This window comes from Acinetobacter seifertii (genome assembly GCF_016064815.1).
Lineage (GTDB): Bacteria > Pseudomonadota > Gammaproteobacteria > Pseudomonadales > Moraxellaceae > Acinetobacter > Acinetobacter seifertii.
Window position 1 is genome coordinate 1,597,147 of record NZ_CP065820.1, and the last position, 22,548, is coordinate 1,619,694.

Sequence of the window (22,548 nt, forward strand, 5' to 3'; positions counted from 1 at the left end):
TGTTTTTATTTCAAAATGATTCAATATTCATGTAATTGAAATTTAATGAAAAATTGATTGATCGAAAATTGACTGTAAAAAAATGGTTTGTTAACCTGCTATTCGAAAATCTAAAAACAAATAAAAGAGGCCGCTGTGAATTTTAAATTAAAAACATCACTTATTATTGGAGCAATTGTTGCGTCTTCACTTGTGTATGCCGCAACTGTACTTTCACCAAATCAGAATAATAATAGTGGATCAATACCATCTGGTTATTCAGATTTAGAATTTTCTTTAGCTAATGGGAATTGGGTCAAAAATCTCTCTTTACCAGCAAGTGCTAATAATTCGGACAAAATTACAATTCGTTCTAGTGCTGCCTATAGTAGTTATTTAGATACTTCTAATACGAATATTCCGTTAGAAGTGTTGAAGATAAATAGTGGAGATGTTTATCAACTCATCTTTAATAGCAGTCAAAATAAATGGATTGCTCAGCTAGCGACGGTTAGTCCTACCAATGGTACTAACTATGAGGTCGTACCTTTAACAACCGCATCAATGCAAAAAGTACTCATTCAAAATGACAAATGGGCACAAACCATTGCATTACCGAGTGATGTACGTGACGGAACAACCGTACAAGTTGTTTCTACAGCAAGTGCAAGCTCAGAGATTGATAAAACAAATTTACTATTCCCGAGCAGTTTTACATTAAAAAATGGTTCGGAATATTGGTTTAAATATTATTCTGCTTTAGGAAAATGGGTTCCAGAATATATAAAACCTCAGAAGCTAAATGTTCAGCAAATCGGAACATCTTTAGCCGCGGTAAGTAGCCCGCTAACGGAAGTTTCATTTGGAGATGGGAACTGGGTCTCGAATTTCACTTTGCCTACCACTGCAAGTGATCGAGATAGAGTTATTATCAAGTCTACAGCGACTTGGTCAGCAAAGATTAATAATACAAATGTTAATAGCCAAGCGACTTTAACGCTTAAAACAGGCGATCAATATGAGTTTATGTATGTAAGTGATAAAGGCTATTGGCAGCTGATCTCTTCACCAACAAAGGTGATTGATTCAACGGCAACAATCCCTGCAACTTTACCGAATATGACTCAGCCCACTTTAAAGGTGAAACTGTCTACATCAAATTGGCAACCGACCTTGCAGCTACCAGCTCAAGCTCAAGTCGGGGATAAGGTGGTTATTGTGTCGAATGCATCGGCAAACACCTATATTAATGCTGCTAATGGCTTGTCTACTGCAATTAAAAATGGTGAAAATCGCCGTTTTATTTACACTGCTCAAGGCTGGACAGTAGATAGTTATACAATTGATATGTTGTTAGTTTCTAGTCCAGAAGTAAATGCAATTTTAGGAGAGAGCGCTGCAAAACTTAGAATGATTGAAGGCGTAAATCTAACAAACTTAACCGCTGAAAATTCAAATGCGCGTTTTTACTTAAGAGATGTGGACTATTTAACTTATAAAATCCCTGCTACCACTTTAAAAGAAGCGATCTCGACTGGACGAGATGACACGACGGTACAGAATGAGCGTAAACGTGTATTGGCAGACGGTGTTTATTATCAAGGTAATGAGCCGGGCGATGGTGGCTGTGGTTGGGCTTGGATCAATGCTTCTGCATATAATATGATTGGTGCAAATGATATTGCAGGTTGTTCTTTTGCCGCTATGCGCCATGAAGTCGGGCACAATCTTGGCCTGTACCATAATGGTTCAACCAATATTGGCTCAGGCTTTGCTCATCCGTTAGGAAGTACCGCAATGGGAGGTAATAATATTAATTTTTATTCTAGCCCGTATCTATATAACCCTAAATATGGTGTACGTTTAGGTGAAGAAGGAAAAATTGATGCTGTCAGTGTCATTAACCTGAACGCACAGAAAATTTCTCTATATAACTAATCTCTATTTTAGCTGTAAATAATGAAGAAAAATAAATTGTTAATAGGAACTGCTATCGCTTGTGTGGCGTTAGCAGTTTTAATCTGGTTTGCCTTTTCACAGCAAAGCTCTTCTGCTTTAACATCGTCTTCAGAAGGTCGGCAAGAGTCTGGGCCAAAAGTAGCAGATAATCAAAATCGGGTGGCCCGTCAAAATAAGCTGAATTTGAGCCCCTCAGAAAAGGAAAAATTGTCTAGGCAACAGATTGTTTTTAATGAAATAGAAAAAGATCAGCTTCCTTCTAATGTTAATTTTCCGCTACTTAAAAATGCGAAAGGTATGGTCATTAAATATGATCCAAATGTGATCGAACTTAAAAAAGTGGGCGATACTGTTAAGTTCCAAATGTTGGAATATGGCATTAATCGCACGGGTAAAATTGTAGAGATCGAACCTGTTGACCAAGATATTGTTCGGTGGACTGGAAAATTTGATCAGGGCGATCCAAATCAGAATTTCTTTACTATTACTCAAAGTCAAAAAGACCATTATACGATCATGCAGATTTTTACCGAGAAAGGAAATTATTCGGCTGAAATTAAGGATGGTGTAGGGCTGGTCCAAACCATGGATGAAGGTGTAACTGATCAAGAGCTTCATCATGATCATCCTTAGACAAATAAATGGTTCTGGCTTTGAAAAAGAGTGTGGTTCGCAGTTTATCTGTACGGATATGAGCTTTATGCGTTCACACTCTTTTAAAAACAAAGTATGCTTATGCCTGTAACAAGGAGCATACATGTATCAAGTACTTGCTAGAAAATACCGTCCACGTAATTTCAATGAGTTAGTGGGGCAAAACCATGTTTCTCGTGCATTAAGTAGTGCATTGGAACGCGGTCGTCTTCACCATGCTTATTTATTTACAGGAACGCGTGGTGTAGGTAAAACTACAATCGCCCGTATTTTAGCCAAGTGTTTGAACTGTGAAACAGGTGTGACTTCTACGCCATGTGAAGTCTGTGCAACCTGCAAGGCGGTAAATGAAGGCCGTTTTATTGACTTAATTGAAATTGATGCTGCTTCAAGAACAAAAGTAGAAGATACGCGTGAACTTTTAGATAATGTTCCTTATGCGCCAACGCAAGGTCGTTTTAAAGTTTACCTGATTGACGAAGTACATATGCTTTCTACGCATTCTTTTAATGCGTTATTAAAAACACTAGAAGAACCACCAGAACACGTTAAGTTTCTGTTTGCTACGACTGACCCACAAAAGCTACCGATTACGGTTATTTCACGGTGTCTGCAATTTACTCTACGACCTTTAGCTGTAGATGAAATTACCAAACACCTGGGCGCTATTCTTGAAAAAGAGCAAATTAATGCCGATCAAGATGCAATTTGGCAAATTGCCGAATCTGCCCAAGGTTCACTGCGTGATGCATTATCTTTAACTGACCAAGCCATTGCTTATGGTCAGGGTGCGGTACATCACCAAGATGTTAAAGAAATGCTTGGTTTGATTGACCGTACAATTATTTATGATTTGATTTTAGCGGTTCATCAAAACCAACGTGAAAAAGTGAGTCAGCTTTTATTGCAATTTAGACATCAAGCGCTAGATGTTTCACTGGTGCTTGACCAGCTCATTTCAACATTGCATGAATTGGCAATTTTGCAATATCTACCTGATTTGAGTTTGAAATATAGCGATGAAATCAATCGCAAAATCATGCAGCTGTCTAAGCTGATTTCTGCTCAAGATTTGCAGCTTTATTACCAAATCGCATGTAAAGGTCGTTCAGACTTGCAACTTGCCGTAACGCAAGAGCAAGGTTTTGAAATGTGTATTTTACGCTTATTGGCTTTCCGTCCTTTAGCTCCTAATGAAATTTTAGTTTCAGAGCCTGTTCAACAAAATGGACAAGCAGAAGTAGATTTAAATTCGCAAGCACAGCAAACAGCTCAAGAGATTGCTCCTATAAGTACTGTTCAGCTGGTTGAAGTTATTAATCAACCCGTTATGGTTGAACCTGAACCTGAACCTGAACCTGAACCTGAACCTGAACCTGAACCTGAACCTGAACCTGAACCTGAACCTGAACCTGAACCTGAACCTGAACCTGAACCTGAACCTGAACCTCAGTCTAATCAGGATTTAATGGTATTTGATCCAAATCATCATGAGCTAATTGGGCTTGAGTCAGCAGTTGTTCAAGAAACAATTAGTGTTCTGGAAGAAGATTTCATTCCCGTGCCAGAACAAAAGGCAGTACAAGTTCAGGCTGAAACTCAGGCCAAACAAATTGAACCTGAGCCAACTTTTACGGCTGAGCCGCAAGGTTTGTTTGAAACATCTGATACTGAGTTTTCTCTTGGTCAGGATGCGCCTTTGACTCATGACTTGGTTTCTGAACCTATTATTGAGCAGCAACCATTGGTGCAACCCGAAGTGGTTGTTGAAACTGCTCCAGTTGTAAAAGAGTCTAGTGGAACTGATAACGGGCAGTTGATGCCTCAGGATATTTTGAAGCTTTCTGCTCAAGTCTTAGAAGGTGAGTGGACACTTGAAAAATGGGAATACTGGTTTAGAAACAGCCAGCTTTCTCCAGCCGTCCAAGAGCTTGCTCAACATGGTGTAATGACTGGTGAAATTGGCGGCAATACGGTTTTCCATATTCCTCAAGAATATGAAAATATGTTGACCCAATTACAACAAGGCCTCATTGATGCATTAAACGAGCAATGGCCGAATACACAATTTACGGTTGAGTATGGTGCAGTTAATACATCTACACCGTATGTCATGCAAAGCATTCGTAAAGAAAAAGCTTTCCATAGAGCGACAGAGCTGTTACAGCAACAACCCGTTATAAAAAGCCTGATTGATACTTTTGATGGCGAACTCCAAAATATTCAATTAAAGCCTTAAATTTACATAAATTTTGATCTGGTGAGAAATGTGGAAATAATAGAATTTTCATATTTTTCACTGGATTGAAATATTCAGGTCACGCCACTGTCATTGTACTTTTCTATGTTAGCCATTTTAGATTTTAAATGGACTATATATCGTCATGAAAAGGCAATGCACAGGAACACCTTCCTTTAAATATTCTTATTTTTTGTTGATCGGCGCCATTCTGCTGAGTGGTTGTAACGACTCATCAAATGATAATTCAAATACACCAGAGACAGGTAAAAAGCCTGTAATGCGCTGTGCTCCTTAAACTTAAATAATAAAAAGAACCTGATCATGATTACACGTCGTAAATTTTTAAATTACTCTTTAAATATGGGTTTTGGTGCTGCGGCATTGGCAGCTTTTCCATCTAGTATTCAAAAGGCTTTAGCAATTCCTGCAAACAATAAAACGGGTACTATTCAAGATATTGAGCACGTTATTATTTTAATGCAGGAAAACCGATCTTTTGATCATTACTTTGGTACGTTAAAAGGCGTTCGAGGTTTTGCTGACCGCTTTACAATTCCTTTGCCAAATGGTCGTAAGGTTTGGGAACAGCTTAGACGCAATGGGCAAGTTCTAACGCCTTTTCATTTAGACGGTACAGCCAACAATGCACAGCGTGCAGATGGCACACCGCATACATGGAACGATAGTCAGTTGGCATGGGATAATGGGCGTATGGCGAACTGGCCAACTCATAAGACTGATATATCCATGGGCTACTTTAAAGAAAAAGAAATTCCATATCAGTTTGCGCTTGCCAATGCCTTTACGATTTGTGATGCCTATCATTGCTCTATGCACACTGGAACAGATGCGAACCGATCTTTTCATTTAACCGGTACCAATGGGGCAACACCGACTAAGCGTTCATTTGTAAATAATGAATGGGACTGGATTGATGGTAACCCCGCTACGGCAGATCGTGGTTATACATGGAAGACCTATGCCGAAAGATTAGAAGAAGCAGGGGTAAGTTGGATTTGTTATCAAAATATGCCAGATGAATGGGGCGATAATATGCTTGGAGCATTTCGTTCCTTTAGAAAGGCAAACATTGCTTCTGGCTACCCAGTTGCAAGTGGTGGCGAACCGAATAAACCGTATGCCGATACGGGCCAAAAACTACCGTATAAAGCCTATGATGCGGCTACTGATAATGCCAAAAATCCACTCTATAAAGGCATTGCAAATACACTACCAGGCAATAAACCCGAAGAGTACCTTGACGCTTTTAAAAGAGACATTCGTGAGGGTAAATTACCGCAAGTCTCTTGGATTAATGCGCCATCAATTTACTGTGAACATCCAGATCCTTCAAGCCCAGTTCAAGGTGCTTGGTTTATTCAAGAAATTATTGATGCATTAACTGCTGTGCCAGAAGTCTGGAGTAAAACAGCACTGCTTATTAACTTCGATGAAAATGATGGTTACTTTGACCATATGCCATCACCATCTGCTCCATCACGACTTGCAAATGGTCAGTATGCTGGTAAATCAACATTAAGTAGTGCCGATATGCAGGATGAATATTTTGATCATGCTGCGCCTGAAGGAAGCCATTCTCAGCCTATACCTGATGGTCGTGTTTATGGTCCAGGCCCGCGTGTTCCTTTATATGTGATTTCCCCATGGAGTCGTGGTGGCTGGGTAAACTCGCAAGTGTTTGACCATACGTCCGTGCTCATGTTTTTAGAAAAACGTTTCGGTGTAAAAGAGCCGAATATTAGTGCGTACCGCCGTGCAGTGTGTGGTGATTTGACCAGTGCATTTAACTTTAAAACACCAAATGCAGATGCTTTACCGCAGCTTGATGGTAAACAAACACGTGTGCAGGCAGATGCATTAAGAGAAAATCAAGAAGCTTTGCCAGCTGTTCCTGTACCTACGGATATTAAGTTACCGATTCAGCAAAGTGGCATACGTTTGTCGCGTGCTCTACCTTACGAATTGCATACCAGCGCGCGCGCTAAAGCAGATGGTAAGGTGCAGTTAATATTCTCTAATACAGGTACGCAAGCAGTGGTTTTTCATGTTTATGACAAGCTCAACTTGGACCGCATTCCAAAGCGTTATATTGTCGAGCCGAATAAAACTTTAGATGATGAATGGGATGCTTTAAAAGATAACTTAGGCCGTTACGACTTATGGGTACTCGGTCCAAATGGCTACCATCGCCACTTTAAAGGGGATACTCAACGTATTGTTGATAGTGGCGTTAAACCTGAAATTCGAGTGTGCTATGACATCGCCAATGGTGATGTATACGTAGAGCTCATGAATGAAGGAACCAAGGATGCAATATTGACAGTAAAACCTTGTGCATATCGACAAGATGCGCCATTACAAGTGACCGTAAAAGCAGGACAAGTGGTTAAACAACATTGGGCCTTAGCTGATGTTGGGCATTGGTATGATTTTGAAGTAACTAATCAGAGTGATCCATATTATTATCGACGTTTTGCTGGTCGGGTCGAAACGGGTGAAGACTCTTTTAGTGATCCCGCAATGATGTAAGTTTGAAGAGGGCAAAAAGAACAGATCATTTTCTTTTTGCCCCATTTTTTATAATAAATAACTTTTTAAAGCTTCACGAACTGACTCAGAAATAGGTACAGTCTTACGCGTTTCACGATCTACAAACACATGCACAAAATGTCCTTGAGCTGAGGCTTGATCTTGACCTTGTTTAAAGATCGCTAATTCATAACGTAGAGAAGTCGTACCAATTTTACCAATCGCAACACCTACTTGAATAATTTCTGGAAATGATAACTCTTGTAAAAAGCTACAAGCTGAATCAACCACTAACCCAATTGATTTTGCTTCATGAATATCAAAACCTGTTTTTTGAATGAGTAAAGCATTGGCTGCTGTATCAAAGTAACTATAGTAAGTCACATTATTCACATGACCATAGATGTCGTTATCTGCCCAACGCGTTTGAATGTCTAAAAAGAACTTAAATTGATCTCGATTTTTAAAAACTGGTTTAGTCATTAATGAATTGCCTGATAAATTGCCAAAGCAGCGGCTTCTGTCATGTCTCGTGGGTTATTTTGTAGTAAGCGAGTTTGCAACATGGCATCTTGAGCAAGCCGAGGTAAGCTCGACTCATCAATACCCAAATCTCTAAGTTTTAAGGTCAAGCCACTACGGTCTAAGTGGTTCTGCATATGGTCAATGAACAGATCACACAAGCCATCAGTGCTGCCATTGCTATATGGGTCTAACCATTGCATAAGCTCTGCATAGTATTTTTTTGCATTCGGCGCATTAAATTTTAAAACTTCAACCAGAACTAAGGCATTGGTATGTCCATGCGATAAATGAAAATGTCCACCCAGTGGATAAGCTAAAGCATGTACCGCAGCAACGGGCGAGTTTGCAAATGCTTGCCCCGCGAGCATTGAACCAAAAAGCATGTTTTGACGTGCTTCTAAATCATTACCATCTTTAAGAACTTTCGGTAAGTTATGGTTTAGTAGCTTCAAAGCATTCTTAGCTAAAATATCGGTGTATATATTCTTCTTGTGCTTAGAGGTATATGCCTCAATGGCATGCACCATCGCATCGATACCTGTTGCAGCAGTAATATGCGCTGGAAGGTTTTGAGTAAAAATAGCATCAAGAATCGCAGTGTCGGCGTACAGTACTGGAGAGACAATCCCCATTTTTGTTGTCTCTCCAGTAGTCACAATTGAAATAGGTGTTACTTCTGAACCTGTACCCGCCGTCGTTGGAATTAAAATAAGCGGAAGGCGAGTTGTGGTGACTTGGTTTACGCCATACATGTCTTGCAAACTTTGAGTCTGGTCGGGGTGGGCGAGTAAAGCGATTACTTTTGCAACATCTAAAGAACTACCACCACCAAAGCCAATAATGGCATCTACATTTTGCTGTTTTGCATAATTGGCTGCATCTAAAACGACTTGTTCTGGTGGGTCAGCCTGAACATCTGCATAAATGTCATATTCAATATTGAGCGTATCTAAAATTTGAAGAATGGGTAGATGTAATTGATTTTTGATCATGCCAGCATCGGTAACTAGCAATAACTTACAATAAGCTTTTGAAGACAAAACATTTTGTAATTCTTGTATAGAACCTAAGCCAGAGATGATATTTGGAACGGTTTGAAACTGAAAATGGCTCATATACGTTATTTCCTTATTTTTGAAAATTATTGTCGAATGGTTCTATAAGATTCAATCTTTAAATAACTTAGCACATGACACCTTAAAATAAAGTAGTTCTAGGGCAATTATGTTGGGTGTTAGATGACATAAACACTATTGTTATCTGTTGGGATCGAGAAGGATGTGCAGATGATGCATAAGTTATTTAAAAAGGGATTGAATGGTGGGCTTTTTGTTATTTATAGGCTGGTAGAGATTTTCTGGCAAGCTTCTAATTTATATAATGCCTTAACAATTAATAATTTTATTCGGTTCTAAAAATGAAAATTTCTAAAATTTTACTTAGTATCATTGGATGTAGTTGCTTCATGCTTAGCTCAGTAGCGATGGCAAAAAACAACTCTGGTGTATTTTCACCTCAAAAGGGTGTAATTTGTGACAAATACATATGCGCAGACAAAAAAGGTATCTCAAAAAAACTTACAACTAAATACTTAGGTCCTTATAAGGCGAATAAGGCTTTCTCTCAAGGCGATTTTGATACTTCAGCATTTACACTCTCAAATGGCGTGTTCTGTGATACCAAAACAAAACTATGTCATGTCGATCGATACTTTGAAAATGGACATCGTAGTAAAATTGATAGAAATACGACTGATAAGTTATTTAAAAATAAATAAATTTTTTAAAAAATTATATAAAATTCTGAATTAAAATAACCTGCTAAAAGCAAATTTTTTTACCATGTACCCTGCTAACTATCGACTAATGGTGGGGTTTTTTATTATTAAGTATTTCTGTAATATCAATTTAATAGTATAAGTTGGAAAAAGCCAAATAATTGATTTTAGAAAGTAAAAGGGAGGAGTTCATTTTTTAATAGTTTGAATTAAATAATTATTTATCTTAATTCGTGTTGAGGTTGTATAGACGTTACTAAGTAGGAAATATGATCAAGTAACTGCTTCTTATTTTAGGTTTAAGCGTCTTTTCCATTAGGACTTTTTAATGAAAAGTGAAAGTGGGTCTTTTTATTTTTAAGAAAAAGCATAATTGATTTGAGATGGGATTTACATGTTGATGTATACAATTAGATATGTTCATCGGAACAATACTTACTATATCGCTTCAAATAGCGAGGGAAAATTTATTATTTTTGAGTCACTTGATTCTGAGTTCCGAATGGGCCATCAAATTTCTTATGAGAATGGGATAATATTTAATTTGACACTAAATGACGAAACGGATGCAGTTATTAAGCTGGAGAGTAATGAAAAAGGGGCCTATGAGTACTTACATTCAATTAAGTAAATAAGCTTTGTTTTTTGAGAAAAAAACTATGCTATGTTTATTTGCGCTTTAGTGATGAGCAAGTTTAATTCATGAACTGTTTACTAAAAAAAATCAATACAACCACTACGACCTTCAGAAAAGGCTGCGTGTGATTTTTTATTAGAGCGAATTAATAAGATACCCCAACCCAGCCAATAATGGCTGGGTTTATTTTTCTCTGCACATTATTGGTATTTTAGAGAGAAAGATTATGGATAAAAGTCATAACTCAAAATCAGCTTTACTTGTGATTGATATGCAAAATGGCCTATTCAATGCAGAGTCGAAACCTTGTAACCATCAACTTATACTTTCAAATATTCTTAAGCTGATAGAACATCACCGATTGAATAACAGACCCATTATTTTTGTACGTCATGTAGGCGACAAAAATACACCCTTAGATCCAGATAGTCCGAATACTCAACTAATAGCAGACTTATCTTTTAATTCAGATAAAGATTTTGTTATTGAGAAAACTTATCCGAGTAGCTTTAAGAATACGGACTTAAAAGAACTGTTAGAGAGACTTGATATTAAACAAATTATAGTAACTGGAATGAAAACTGAATATTGTATAGATACGACTATTAGAGCTGCCTCAGAGGCTGGATATAAAGTAATGGTAGCCTCTGATGCACATACTACATTTGATTCAATATATTTAAGTGCCCAATATATAATTGATCATCACAACCAGATTTTTAGGAATGCTTTTGCTAAGGTAAACACTACAGAAGAGCTCATCTCTTAGTTTTAATTATAAATCAAATTATAAAGATAAGTGCTCTGATAGGTGGTTGAATGGTCTTACAAGGGCATGATTTAGTAAACCCGAAAGGTCTTTTTTATTTTTAAGTATTTCTGTAAGATCATGGGGTTGCTTTAAACAACAATAAACCTTAATGATCAGCGCAAAAGTCATAAGGGGAAGCCTACTTGAAAGAGTAGGCTTTTTTTATTTTTAATATGATAGCTTTCGAACTTGTATCACTGAACTTAAGATGTAGAAATTTATTTTTTAGAATGGATAAGTTTAAGTTCCAAATTATTCAAATCTATAACTTGATTAGATGAATCAACAAGTTTTAATTTCAGTTCTTCATCGGTACTTTTATCAAAAACTTTGACTACATCTTTACCTTCTTCAATAAAATTACCACCTGACTCAAGCATCGCGAGTAGAACAATATTTAGGCTTTTACCCTTTTTAGTGAGTAAATATTCTTTACGCTCTCGTACGCCAACTTCTTTATAAATTGATAGTTCGAATATTTCTAATTGGACAAGATGTTTGAGGCGATCGGTTAAAACTTGCTTTGATATACCTGTATTTTCTAAAAAATCATTAAATTTCGTTACCCCATAGAAAGCTTCTCTTAATAATAAGATTGTCCATCTGTCATTCAATATTTCTGTAATTTTGAATATCCCACAGACGTCTACGGGAAATTTATGTTCTGGAATAAATTGATTTGACATTAGGGGAGGCTCCAATTAGGATGAGTCTTTAATTTAGACATAGAGTTAATTCAGGTAGCATTATGCCATTTATAAATATACAAACTATAGAAGGTTTACTCGATAAAGACAGTAAGGCCGAACTTTTTAAACGCATAACAGACTTATTTGTAGAAATAGAAGGTAAAGGTAATCCTGCTTTTCGGGAACATGTCTGGATTCGTATTGATGAATATCCACCTGAGCAGTGGCAATTAGGTAGCTTAAGGCCAACGAAGGAAATGATCGAGTTAATGAGTTCAGAAAAATGATTTATCTAAAGCCCTATGAGTAGGGCTTTTATAATTGAATATGATTTTATTCAAAATATGATTGCTATCTCTAATTAAATTCAAAATAAAAGTTTAGCGAGTTTATCGCCTGATTTATCAACTTTTAATGTATTGATAAACATTATTTTCCTTTTCAACCCAACTGAGTTTTGACAAAATGCAACAGGCAATTAGGGTCAAGAAAGACTTGGCCAGATTTGTAGCTTGTGGGAATTTTGCAGTAACTTTGCAAGCAATCTATTTATTTTTATGTAATTCAAATGTTTGGAACTAATTTCTAATGGAAACACAATATAAGGTTTTATGTGTCTGTTTAGGAAATATTTGCCGCTCACCCACCGCTGAAGTGGTTTTCAGACATTATTGTGATAAGCATCAACTCAATGTAATCGTCGATTCGGCTGGAACGAGTAATTATCATCCAAATAAAGCACCTGATCAGCGTAGCCAAATGCATGCTAAAAAAAGAGGCTATGATTTGTCGTCTTTACGTGCTAGACAACTTTCAACTCGAGATTTTTTAGATTTTGATTTGATTTTGGCAATGGATCATCAAAATTTTGAAGATATTCATGATTTGCTACAAAACGCTATATTTCAATTTGGCAGTCATCAAATTCGAGCAAAAATTGCATTAATGAGTGAGCATGATCCGCAATATCCAAAACAAGCTTTGCCTGATCCTTATTATGGTGGTGAGGAAGGCTTTGAGCGTGTACTTGACCAATGTGAATCAAGTACTTTAGCGTGGGTTAATATCTTAAAAAAACAGTTGAATGTTTAGGAATAGGTTTTTCAATACAATGCAAATTCAAAATCAAGTACAGCTTAAGCCATTCAACACTTTAAGTTTAGATGTGACAGCATCTCATTACACTAAAATCACCTCTATCGAAGATATTAAAGCTGCTTTGGATTTTGCTAAACAGCATGAGTTAAACGTACTTGTTTTGTCTGGCGGTAGTAATATGTTGTTGCCGCAGCAGATTAATGCGCTAGTTATACATCTTGATATTCAAGGTATAGAAGTTTTATCTGAAAATCAGGATTTTGTTCAAGTTAAAGTAGGTGCAGGGCAGGTTTGGCACGATTTTGTTTTATATAGTACTAAGCAGAACTGGTATGGCCTGCAAAATTTAGCACTTATTCCAGGATTGGTTGGTGCTTCACCAGTACAAAACATTGGTGCTTATGGCGTTGAAGTTGGTGAGTTCATTGAGTCAGTGCAAGTCTATGACCGACAGTTTAAAGAGATCAAATCAATTTTAGCAGCAGACTGTCATTTTTCTTATAGACATAGCATTTTTAAAGATGATCCGACACGCTACATCATTACGCATGTCACCTTTAAATTACCTAAGCAGCCTCATTTAAAGTTAAATTATGGTGATTTAAAGCAGGCAGTTGGAGACAATCTAACTGCTGAAAATTTACAAAATCAGGTTATTAACATTCGACAAAGTAAACTTCCTGATCCTAAAGAATATCCAAATGTAGGAAGTTTCTTTAAAAACCCAATAGTAAATGAGCAAGAATTTGAACGTTTAATCACACAATTTTCAACAATTCCACATTATCCTCAAGCTAACGGTAACGTTAAAATTGCAGCTGGTTGGTTAATTGATCAAGCAGGTTGGAAAGGTAAGCAGTTGGGTGTGGTGGGTATGTTTCACAAACAAGCATTGGTTTTGGTGAATTATGCCAATGCATCTCTTGCTGATGTGAAGAAAACTTATCAGGCTGTACAGCATGATGTTGATCAGCATTTCCATGTTATGTTAGAACCAGAACCTGTGCTTTATAACAGTTTAGGTTTAATTGAAAATCATACGGAATAGTTTTATGCCAAAAGTACATTTAATGGTACGTTTTGTACAAGTAGTCACTGTGCTATTTGTACTATTAGGCTGTTTCGTAGTTTTTTTATATTCACCATTTTATTCAAAACTTATTGTAGCTGGGCTTAACTATTTTGTGCCTGTAGATGTGAATGAAGTGGCTGCGGAAAGCCAGAGAAAAGCTGCCTTAAGTGAACATGATAACTTAGAGCCAGGTTCAAATTTATGGATTGCTCGTCAAGCTTATTTAAAGTTGACCGAAGATGCTTTACGTGAGAAAAAAGCAGCAGATTTGGGCTACATACAAGAAAACTATAAAGCTTTGCAGCAAATTATTCTTTTAGAAGAAAAAGAACAAGAAATGGAAGAAGAGCAAGAAACTTCAGCTGTAAGTGTTCCTGTAGTTGCTAAAAACTCAGAAATAGATGCAGCTGATGAAACAAGTGGTCCTATTGATGAAGCACTTTTTATTAACAGCTCAGAAAATAAAGCGCTTACAGAACAATACACAGAGTTTTTGGCAAGAAAACCTGTATTACCCGAGCATCAAAAAGCGGTAAGCGAGCCTGAGCAGAAAGTTGAAGATGTCAGTAAAAATCCACTTCAACCTCAGCCCAAAAAACTGTCAGAACCTTACGCAATTGTGGTGTTAGGTGGTGGTTTAACTTTAGATAAAAATGGCAAAGACATTGTAGTTAATAATTATACACGTTTAAGACTGGAAAAAACGTTAGAAGTTGAGCAACAAAATGACCTACCGATTGTGTTGAGTGGTGTTGAGGCACCTTATATGCAGGCATGGCTAAAAAAGCGTGGGGTCGATGCAAAGTTATTAGAACAAAAAAGTATGAATACTTGTGAAAATACTCGTTTTAGTTCGTTACTGCTTCAAAAGAAAGGTGGTGCTCCTACGGTAATGTTAGTCACAGATGAATATCATATGCCGCGTACACGTCGCTTATTTGCTTTGAATGGTATCGAAACGATTCCTGTTATTGCCCCAATGCCAACAGCACTTACACGTTGGCAACCGAGTGTACAAAACTACGATCATAGTCGTCGTGCAAATTATGAATTACTTGCGACAATTCGTGACATGCTATTTGGTTCAAGTGATTGTCGAGAGGTGCCTTAATGTCTGAGATCCCATTTCTCAATCCAGCCGTATTAAAACAATTAGATTTACCGGTGCCTAACCGTGATCTCACTCCGCAAGTTTTAAGTCCTCTTAATTTAAATACATTAGAAGAACCTTCTCGTGAACTTTTAGCATATCGAAAATTATACGGTTTACATTTACTTGACTGTGATCACTGGCAAGGCTATGTCCAAATGCCTTTATTCCGTCTACATGTTCAAGTTTTTAAGCCTAAATTAGACAAAGTACAAGGAACTGTCTGTTTATTACATGGTTATCTTGAACATAGTGGAATATATCAGCCGATTATTCGTGAAATACTTGAACAGGGTTTTAGTGTAATTACCTATGACTTACCTGGTCATGGTTTAAGTAATGGTTCACCAGCAAGTATTCAAAATTTTGATCATTACCAACAAGTTCTGATGGCTGTTTATCGATATGTTAAACACGCAGATCAGTTACCTAAGCCTTGGGTAGGGATAGGTCAAAGTACGGGTGGTGCAATTTGGATGCATCATTTGCTTGAGTATGCAGAAAAACGCCAAGATCCAATTGTTGATAGAGTTTTATTACTTTCACCTTTAATTCGCCCAGCTAAAACAGCATGGTGGCATAATCCAGTGGGACTTGGCATTATTCGTCGTATTAAACGCCAAGTACCAAGACACTTTAGACGTAATAATCATAATCCTGAATTTTTACGTTTTATTCGTTTAAAAGACCCATTGCAGCCACGCATGATGGGGATGGACTGGATTTTGGCAATGTCGAAATGGATGCAGGAAATGGAAGAACGACCTGCTTGTCGTATTCCTGTCTGGTTAGCGCAAGGTGCATTAGATCAAACAGTAGATTGGCGTTATAACATTGAGTTTATTCGCCGTAAGTTTAGGCTTCAAACCTTATTAATGCTTGAAGAGGGGTCTCATCAATTAATTAATGAGCGTGCAGATATACGTGCAGCTTTAACAGGTTTGATTCCAGCCTTTTTACATGCAAAGCCAAAGTATTTTTATTATTAAAAAGTAATGCACTCAATCTAGCCAATAGATTGAGTGCATCAGTTAATTAAATCAGATGATTATTTTAAACTCTGATAAAGCTCAACGAAGTTTTTATAGACCGAAGATTGTTTCTGCGGAGAATACATATTGCGCTCAATAATACCTTTGTCAGTTTTAACTAGAACATTAATGTTTTGAGCATTTTTAAATTCCTGTAAGAATTGACTTGGAATAATAAAGTATGTCGTCGAGTGCTTAGGAACAAGTCGACTAACATTCGTTTTCTCAGTAGCTTGAGCTGGTTTATAACTAAACTGCTTTCCATCGATATCAAATACTAACGAATTAATATCATAGAAGTTATAACTACTACTTAAATGAACATCTACACGAACTTGATTTTTCTGTTTTTCATTCCATTTAACCAGTAAGCTTGGACAAAGTTCTGTAGGTAAGCAATTAAGCTGACCAGCTGTTTTTAGCTCAGATGTTGCTGTCGTGGTATTAGACTTATACGAGGTTGTGCTACAAGCTGCTGTAAGTAAACAAGTACCTAATAAAAATAGGGCTTTTTTCATAATGTAATTCCAAGAAAGCACGTTTAATATTATTTATCTTAAAGATGATAAATTTTACCCCTCATTAAAGAGTTTTTGGACTTAAAAAAGCAAATGGTTTCGTAACTTTAAATTCAGATGTCGCGTCACCTGCATAGATATGGCTCTGCTCAGGTCCAAGATCAAGTCTTCGCGTTTTACCATCTTTAAAATTTATTTTCTTTAAGTCAACCCAAAATACATTTGGTGATAAGGCTGACTCAAAAAAATAAAGCATCTGTTTATGGTCTGCAACAGTTCTCCAGCGAGTCGATGAAATATTAGGCTCTTCTTGTGTGTTTAAACCGTATGGAACCGATGCATTACGAATTACGCTAAATACAGAAGCCTGCGCTTGTTTCATATCATCATTTTTAGGAATTGCATTGATATAGAATGAAGCGCGAGCAAAACGGTCAGAAGCTCGGTTTGTACCAGGAAGCATAACGGTACCACCAATTTGTTTCCAATATTCTGCCAATGCCAATTGTTTATCAAAAGTAGGTGAGTTAGTCATGATTTGATAACTTCGGCTGTGGTGAATAACTTGCTTACCACCAATGTATTCAATAATTGCGCTATCACCCGTTTTATCTGAAATAGATAAATGTAGTGTCGTTAATCTCGTTTCACCTGGAACGCTATCTGTCACAATTGTATAAGGTTCTTTCTCAAGCGCTTTCACAGCCTCATCTACGGTTGCGAAATTATCAAGAACATATTGTGCCCAAGCGGCAATACTTAACAGTGGTTTATTTGATTTTTTTACGTCAGGATATTGAGATTCAACTAGCCATAAGACATTTGCAACTAAACCAGCCTCATTCATTCCATCAGTTGTAGAGACTTCGTAACCGGTTGCAATAACGCTGCCATATTTAGAAGTCCATTTTATTGATTTAGATCCTGCACTTCCATCGCGGGCAACACCACTTGGCAAAATCCATAAATTCGTACCCGTATCAACCTTCCAGTCCATCGAGCGGGCAGTAATAACATGTTGATTATTGCCTAAATAAACTGCGCGTGTACAAGCAACTGCATAGCTACTTAACCCTACAGCCAATGCGACAAAAGATGAAATGAATGTTTTCTTTAACATGAGAATACACCTTCTTGTTATAACAATTTGAGGATATTTATTTAATAAAATTAAAGCATGTATATTATTTATACTTTAATAGTAGGTGAAAAATACATTAAATACAAACTAAAATAAGAAACTAATTTAAGTAGAAATCACATATAAGTTTAAAATAGAAAAGAGCATCACACTTAACTATGATGCTCAAATTATCAAGTTAATATAAATTAAAAATGATTGGCATCAGCCATATTCCACATTCGGTAATAAAAATTATCACCATCATTATTAAGTTCAGATTGCAAAAGCTCTCCATCTTTTAAGAAAAAGTGCAATTGAGCATAATTCTTAATTTCACGGTCATTTACACGTTGTGCTAAATGATGGGCTTTAATATCCGAAGGATGGCGTAAGCCAGCAGCAGCAATCATTTCAGATAAAGCATGTAATGTATTTTTATGAAAATTAAATACACGTTCTGCTTTAGTGGGTACATGTAAGGCTTTTTGGCGATCTTTATCTTGGGTTGCTACGCCTACAGGGCACTGATTCGTATGGCAACTTTGAGCTTGAATACATCCAACTGCGAACATGAATCCTCGTGCTGAATTGACCCAATCTGCACCTAGTGCAAATGTGCTAGCAATATCAAATGCACTAATAATTTTACCACTTGCACCAATTTTAACTTGGTCTCTTAACCCAGCACCTACAAGTGTATTATGTACAAAACGTAGGCCTTCACGTAACGGTGTTCCAATATAATCACTAAACTCAATTGGCGCTGCACCAGTTCCACCTTCAGAACCATCTACTACAATAAAATCAGGAACAATTTTTGTTTCAAGCATTGCTTTCACAATGCTCATAAATTGCCAAGGTTGCCCAATACACAGTTTAAAACCAACAGGTTTTCCGCCAGATAAAGTGCGTAACTTTTGCAAAAAGTGCATCATTTCAATTGGTGTGGAGAAGCTAGAATGTTTTGCTGGTGAAATACAGTCATGATCACGAGAAACACCACGAATTTCGGCAATTTCAGCAGTAATTTTATGCTTAGGTAAAATGCCGCCATGACCTGGTTTAGCACCCTGTGAAAGTTTTAACTCAATCATCTTGATTTGTGGTAATTGAGATTGTTTAGCAAATTTTTGCTCGTCGAACTTTCCATCTAAAGTACGGCAACCAAAATAGCCACTGGCAATTTGCCAAACAATATCACCACCATTTTCTAAATGATAAGGACTGAGGCTACCTTCACCTGTATCGTGATAAAACCCGCCTAATTGTGCTCCTTTGTTTAATGCGCGTATTGCATTTGCGCTTAAACTACCGAAACTCATCGCAGAAATATTCATAATAGAAGCGCTATAAGGTTGAAGGCATTGGCTATTACCAATTTGAATCCGAAAGCTCTTTGGGTCTGCCGGTGGACATGGGCTAATTGAATGAACAATAAATCGGTAATCTTCTTGATATACGTTAATAATTGAACCAAAAGGTTTATCTGCATTTTCATTTTTAGCACGTTGATAAACTAAACTTCTTTGCATGCGCGAGAAGGGTAGTGCATCTTGATCGGCTTCAATGAAATATTGGCGAATTTCAGGACGTATGTCTTCAAATAGAAAACGAAAATGGCCCATGATCGGGTAATTTCTTAAGATAGAGTGCCTATTCTGTAATACATCATATAAGCCTACTAGACTTAATACACCTGTAAGCACCCATAATCCGTTGAGTAAAGTATCAGAAATAAAATAATAGATACTATGTGGGGTATATACAGTTCTGAACCAAGTGATACTAAGTACAGTAAAAATACATAAGAACCAGATAGAATGGCGTGAAAAAAATGTATTGAGAAATTTATGTCGAATAATTTGTGCTGGACTCGCCATATGTGAACAAATTCCTAATGTTTTACTGGTAGATACCTTGCCAAGAAGCAACTTAAACTACAAGTATGGAATTGTTAGTTTCAATGAGGTGGAGGTCAAAAGTAGTCGATGATGCTTAAGATTAAAAAGTTTAGTATTCTTATATGCCCAGAGCGCTATTTACTCATTTTTTTAAATTTGGATATTTTAGATATTATTAAGTTTTAGATTAGGAATAAGTCTAATAATATTTATATATTATACTTTTAATATGAGCGTTTATTGATTTTAAATATGTGAATAATTACAGAAATAATTTTTTAACCAGAGCTTTAATGTTATAAAAAATTATTTTTTTATGTTTATTGCTGTTTTCTTAAATATTTAGCTAGGCTCTTAGAGCCTTGTTTGCTTGTAATTTGATCGTAAGTGTAAATTTTGACTTGTTGATCTGATATTTTTTAGATTTGTTTTTTGGTAATATTTGTAGATTGATATAGTATTTTAGACCGATCTTATTACAACTATATAGCACTCTAAAAATTAAGTAGGGAATTGGAATGAGCTGGAAATTATTAACAATTTCTGTTTTTTTTACTGATGTATTTTTATTAGTTTTAATGTTTTATCTAGGTTATGATTTTGAAACTTTTAAGAAAGTTGCTTTAGTTGAATCTTGTCTAGTTGCAGTTGCTATCATTTTTGATGCTATGGAACAAAAAAAGAAACCTATTTTTCCAGGAAGTATTGTCTATCCCTTATTAGGTATTTTATTTATTTTAGGCTTCACACCTATTCTTGATTTTTTTGCTGTAAGACCTAAAGGATTTCATACTTGGGACATAAAAAATATTTTGATCATTGATGAATATAGTGAAAATTATCCATTTAATAAGTTGGCTTGGTACGGAAAGGCTTATGTTCAACTTAGCTTTGCGCTGGTAGGTGGGGTGTTGGGTTTTATTTTTCATTTGGTATTTAGGAATACTTAAGCAAGTATGTCTTTCTTTATCAATAATATTATCTTGTTCTAAAGTTAAGGAAATCAATCAAAGCATATTCAAAACTCTTAGAATTCTTATTCATTAAATTTTAATTTCTTATTCATTTAAAATATATAGAATTAAAAAAATGCCTATTTTTTAATCTTTTAATCTAATATTAGTTCTGAAAATAATAAAATATAAAAAATGATGGTAAAATTTAACTAATGAATTTTTTGTGATTTTTTAATAAAACTAATAAAAAATTGAATAAAATTACCGGAAATTTCTTTAAAAAGTGGTACATACCATACAAATACTCATAATTGAGAAATCCATCGAAATTTGACTTGTTAATAGATATTTAAAATGAAATGAATAGCTATATTTTTGTTGTTTTTTTGTATGATGCGCGCACAGTAGAGTAAAAAAAAAGACGCTTTGAAAAAACAGTCAAAGAAGCTAGTGATTGGATTGGGGAAGGCTAGTTTTTACATCTATTAATTCTTATTGGCGTAATGTAAAAAGGTTTTCAATCATGAAAAAATCTCTCATCGGTTTATCTGCAATTGCTATGGGTTTAATGTCTATCACCGCTGCAAATGCTGCAACGGCTACTGGTACATTAACTGTTAAAGCCACGATTACGAATAGCTGTGTACTTAATACTTCAGCTACAGGCACAACTGCAAATGCAATCTTAGACTTCGGTACTTTAAGTTCTCTTGCGAGCAATGTAGATGCAGACACGACTACTACAGGTGGTACTGCAATTAAAGTCCTTTGTAACAACACTGTGCCATGGACTTTGGCGTTTGACGCAGGTAAAAATGCTCAGACTACTCAACGCCGTATGATTGGTGGAGCAACAAGTAACGAATATATTCCTTATAACCTTTTCTCTGATACTAACCGTGCAACAGCGATTGGTATTGCAACAACAGCTTATAGCGGTACAGGCACTGGTGCAGTACAAACAGTGAACGTATATGGCCGTATCCCTGCTGGTTCAGCTTTGCCAAGCGCTGGTAGCTATGTTGACACAGTAACTGTGACTGTGACTTATTAATTTTTTAAATAAGTTCTGTTCATTGTTGTCGCTAGCTCTTTTGTAAGAGCTAGCTCTAGCTTAATTTGAGAAAAGTAATTCTGGGCAAGTTATGAAAAAAAATATCTTTGTTGCTACAAGTTTATTGTTATTTTTGCCTAGTGTGTTAAATGCTGCCTCAATACGTCTTTCTCCTGTGAGTGTTGAAATATTGAGTGATCAATCTGCGTCCTCAATTAGTTTATATAACCAGTCGAACGAAAGTGCTGACCTACAAATACGTATATTTGAATGGACTCAGAATGCTGGACAAGATCAATTAATTCCAACAGATGATATTGCAATTAGTCCACCTTTCTTAAAATTAAAACCGAATGATTCTTATAATTTACGTGTAGTCCGCATTAAGCCAGAACCAATTTCTGGTGAAAAAACTTATCGTATTATTCTTGATGAATTACCAAAGCCTATTGATAGTCGTAAAGCATCTCAAGGTGTAAATGTATTACTTCGCTCATCATTACCTGTCTTTGTAGTGAATAAAGATGCGATTACAAAACTGAGTTGGTCAATACAGCAAGAACAAAGTAGTGCTTATCTTACTATTAGTAATGTTGGCAATCGCCACGCGCTTTTAAATAATTTAACGCTTGTGGATACTACTTCTAATAAAAGTTACCCGATTAAAGTAAATACTGTAAATGGTTATATTCTTTCCGGAAAGTCAAGAAACTTTAATATTAGCCCGGATTTTAAATTCCAAGCTGATCATAAATATAATATTTCATTGAATATTAACGGTAAGCCAGCATCTCTTTAACGAGGCACATATGAAATATCTCG

General features: G+C 36.2%; 21 protein-coding genes. 15 read left to right on the forward strand and 6 right to left on the reverse strand.

Features of this window, described 5'->3' with window-relative positions; all coding sequences use genetic code 11:
• Positions 1–135 precede the first annotated feature (135 nt).
• The 4 genes from cpaA to I8T81_RS07530 all read left to right on the forward strand — a co-directional run bounded on the left by cpaA (position 136) and on the right by I8T81_RS07530 (position 7,384).
• The gene (gene cpaA / locus I8T81_RS07515) at positions 136–1,917 is read left to right on the forward strand and encodes a metalloendopeptidase CpaA (protein ID WP_198072498.1); all 1,782 of its coding nucleotides are present in this window, start codon (positions 136–138) and stop codon (positions 1,915–1,917) included.
• Positions 1,918–1,938: 21 nt separating this feature from the next.
• Positions 1,939–2,571 (forward strand): metalloprotease secretion chaperone CpaB, encoded by a 633-nt coding sequence (gene cpaB / locus I8T81_RS07520; RefSeq protein ID WP_198072499.1) that lies wholly within the window; start codon positions 1,939–1,941, stop codon positions 2,569–2,571.
• 124 nt (positions 2,572–2,695) lie between these two features.
• Positions 2,696–4,831 (forward strand): DNA polymerase III subunit gamma/tau, encoded by a 2,136-nt coding sequence (locus I8T81_RS07525; RefSeq protein ID WP_198072500.1) that lies wholly within the window; start codon positions 2,696–2,698, stop codon positions 4,829–4,831.
• Between the two features lie 324 nt (positions 4,832–5,155).
• Positions 5,156–7,384, forward strand: a complete 2,229-nt coding sequence (locus I8T81_RS07530; RefSeq protein ID WP_198072501.1) for a phosphocholine-specific phospholipase C — start codon at positions 5,156–5,158, stop codon at positions 7,382–7,384.
• A gap of 48 nt (positions 7,385–7,432) precedes the next feature.
• On the opposite strand, the gene I8T81_RS07535 is transcribed toward I8T81_RS07530, so the two are convergent.
• Positions 7,433–7,867, reverse strand: coding sequence for an acyl-CoA thioesterase (locus I8T81_RS07535; protein ID WP_198072502.1), 435 nt, complete (start codon positions 7,865–7,867; stop codon positions 7,433–7,435).
• Positions 7,867–9,024: an iron-containing alcohol dehydrogenase gene (locus I8T81_RS07540; RefSeq protein ID WP_198072503.1), complete on the reverse strand. Its 1,158-nt coding sequence runs from the start codon at positions 9,022–9,024 to the stop codon at positions 7,867–7,869. Before I8T81_RS07540 ends, I8T81_RS07535 begins: the two co-directional genes overlap by 1 nt.
• A gap of 302 nt (positions 9,025–9,326) precedes the next feature.
• Here I8T81_RS07540 and I8T81_RS07545 point away from each other — a divergent pair, with 302 nt between their 5' ends.
• The 3 genes from I8T81_RS07545 (at position 9,327) to I8T81_RS07550 (ending at position 11,092) form a co-directional block, all read left to right on the forward strand.
• Positions 9,327–9,686, forward strand: a complete 360-nt coding sequence (locus tag I8T81_RS07545) for a YcgJ family protein (RefSeq protein WP_191106203.1) — start codon at positions 9,327–9,329, stop codon at positions 9,684–9,686.
• Between the two features lie 400 nt (positions 9,687–10,086).
• A complete protein-coding gene (locus I8T81_RS18890) occupies positions 10,087–10,317 on the forward strand; it encodes a hypothetical protein (RefSeq protein WP_031944961.1) in 231 nt (76 codons plus the stop codon).
• A 232-nt stretch (positions 10,318–10,549) separates the two neighbouring features.
• Positions 10,550–11,092 carry a cysteine hydrolase family protein gene (locus I8T81_RS07550; protein ID WP_151819617.1) on the forward strand — a complete coding sequence of 181 codons (543 nt, stop codon included), beginning with the start codon at positions 10,550–10,552 and terminating at the stop codon, positions 11,090–11,092.
• 260 nt (positions 11,093–11,352) lie between these two features.
• On the opposite strand, the gene I8T81_RS07555 is transcribed toward I8T81_RS07550, so the two are convergent.
• Positions 11,353–11,820 (reverse strand): winged helix-turn-helix transcriptional regulator, encoded by a 468-nt coding sequence (locus I8T81_RS07555; RefSeq protein ID WP_077166164.1) that lies wholly within the window; start codon positions 11,818–11,820, stop codon positions 11,353–11,355.
• Positions 11,821–11,882: 62 nt separating this feature from the next.
• On the opposite strand from I8T81_RS07555, the gene I8T81_RS07560 reads away from it, so the two are divergent.
• The 5 genes from I8T81_RS07560 to I8T81_RS07580 all read left to right on the forward strand — a co-directional run bounded on the left by I8T81_RS07560 (position 11,883) and on the right by I8T81_RS07580 (position 16,132).
• Positions 11,883–12,110 (forward strand): tautomerase family protein, encoded by a 228-nt coding sequence (locus I8T81_RS07560; protein ID WP_077163375.1) that lies wholly within the window; start codon positions 11,883–11,885, stop codon positions 12,108–12,110.
• A gap of 301 nt (positions 12,111–12,411) precedes the next feature.
• Positions 12,412–12,915, forward strand: coding sequence for a low molecular weight protein-tyrosine-phosphatase (locus tag I8T81_RS07565; RefSeq protein WP_004701092.1), 504 nt, complete (start codon positions 12,412–12,414; stop codon positions 12,913–12,915).
• Positions 12,916–12,934: 19 nt separating this feature from the next.
• A complete protein-coding gene (murB, locus tag I8T81_RS07570; protein ID WP_077163374.1) occupies positions 12,935–13,969 on the forward strand; it encodes a UDP-N-acetylmuramate dehydrogenase in 1,035 nt (344 codons plus the stop codon).
• A gap of 4 nt (positions 13,970–13,973) precedes the next feature.
• Entirely contained in the window at positions 13,974–15,104 is a 1,131-nt protein-coding gene (locus tag I8T81_RS07575; protein ID WP_198072504.1) for a YdcF family protein, read from the forward strand.
• The gene (locus tag I8T81_RS07580) at positions 15,104–16,132 is read left to right on the forward strand and encodes an alpha/beta hydrolase (RefSeq protein WP_198072505.1); all 1,029 of its coding nucleotides are present in this window, start codon (positions 15,104–15,106) and stop codon (positions 16,130–16,132) included. The genes I8T81_RS07575 and I8T81_RS07580 overlap by 1 nt, the downstream gene beginning before the upstream one ends.
• 59 nt (positions 16,133–16,191) lie before the next feature.
• Here I8T81_RS07580 and I8T81_RS07585 read toward each other — a convergent pair whose 3' ends face one another.
• From I8T81_RS07585 to I8T81_RS07595, 3 genes are all read right to left on the reverse strand, one after another.
• On the reverse strand, positions 16,192–16,695 hold the full coding sequence (locus I8T81_RS07585; protein WP_077163460.1) for a hypothetical protein: 504 nt from the start codon (positions 16,693–16,695) through the stop codon (positions 16,192–16,194).
• A gap of 61 nt (positions 16,696–16,756) precedes the next feature.
• On the reverse strand, positions 16,757–17,812 hold the full coding sequence (locus tag I8T81_RS07590) for a linear amide C-N hydrolase (protein ID WP_004701100.1): 1,056 nt from the start codon (positions 17,810–17,812) through the stop codon (positions 16,757–16,759).
• Positions 17,813–18,021: 209 nt separating this feature from the next.
• Complete coding sequence (locus I8T81_RS07595) at positions 18,022–19,695, reverse strand: FMN-binding glutamate synthase family protein (RefSeq protein WP_198072506.1); 1,674 nt, start codon at positions 19,693–19,695, stop codon at positions 18,022–18,024.
• A 539-nt stretch (positions 19,696–20,234) separates the two neighbouring features.
• On the opposite strand from I8T81_RS07595, the gene I8T81_RS07600 reads away from it, so the two are divergent.
• The 3 genes from I8T81_RS07600 to I8T81_RS07610 all read left to right on the forward strand — a co-directional run bounded on the left by I8T81_RS07600 (position 20,235) and on the right by I8T81_RS07610 (position 22,525).
• A complete protein-coding gene (locus tag I8T81_RS07600) occupies positions 20,235–20,666 on the forward strand; it encodes a hypothetical protein (RefSeq protein WP_198072507.1) in 432 nt (143 codons plus the stop codon).
• 529 nt (positions 20,667–21,195) lie between these two features.
• Positions 21,196–21,726 carry a Csu type fimbrial protein gene (locus tag I8T81_RS07605; RefSeq protein WP_198072508.1) on the forward strand — a complete coding sequence of 177 codons (531 nt, stop codon included), beginning with the start codon at positions 21,196–21,198 and terminating at the stop codon, positions 21,724–21,726.
• 91 nt (positions 21,727–21,817) lie between these two features.
• Positions 21,818–22,525 carry a fimbrial biogenesis chaperone gene (locus tag I8T81_RS07610; RefSeq protein ID WP_198072509.1) on the forward strand — a complete coding sequence of 236 codons (708 nt, stop codon included), beginning with the start codon at positions 21,818–21,820 and terminating at the stop codon, positions 22,523–22,525.
• Positions 22,526–22,548 lie beyond the last annotated feature (23 nt).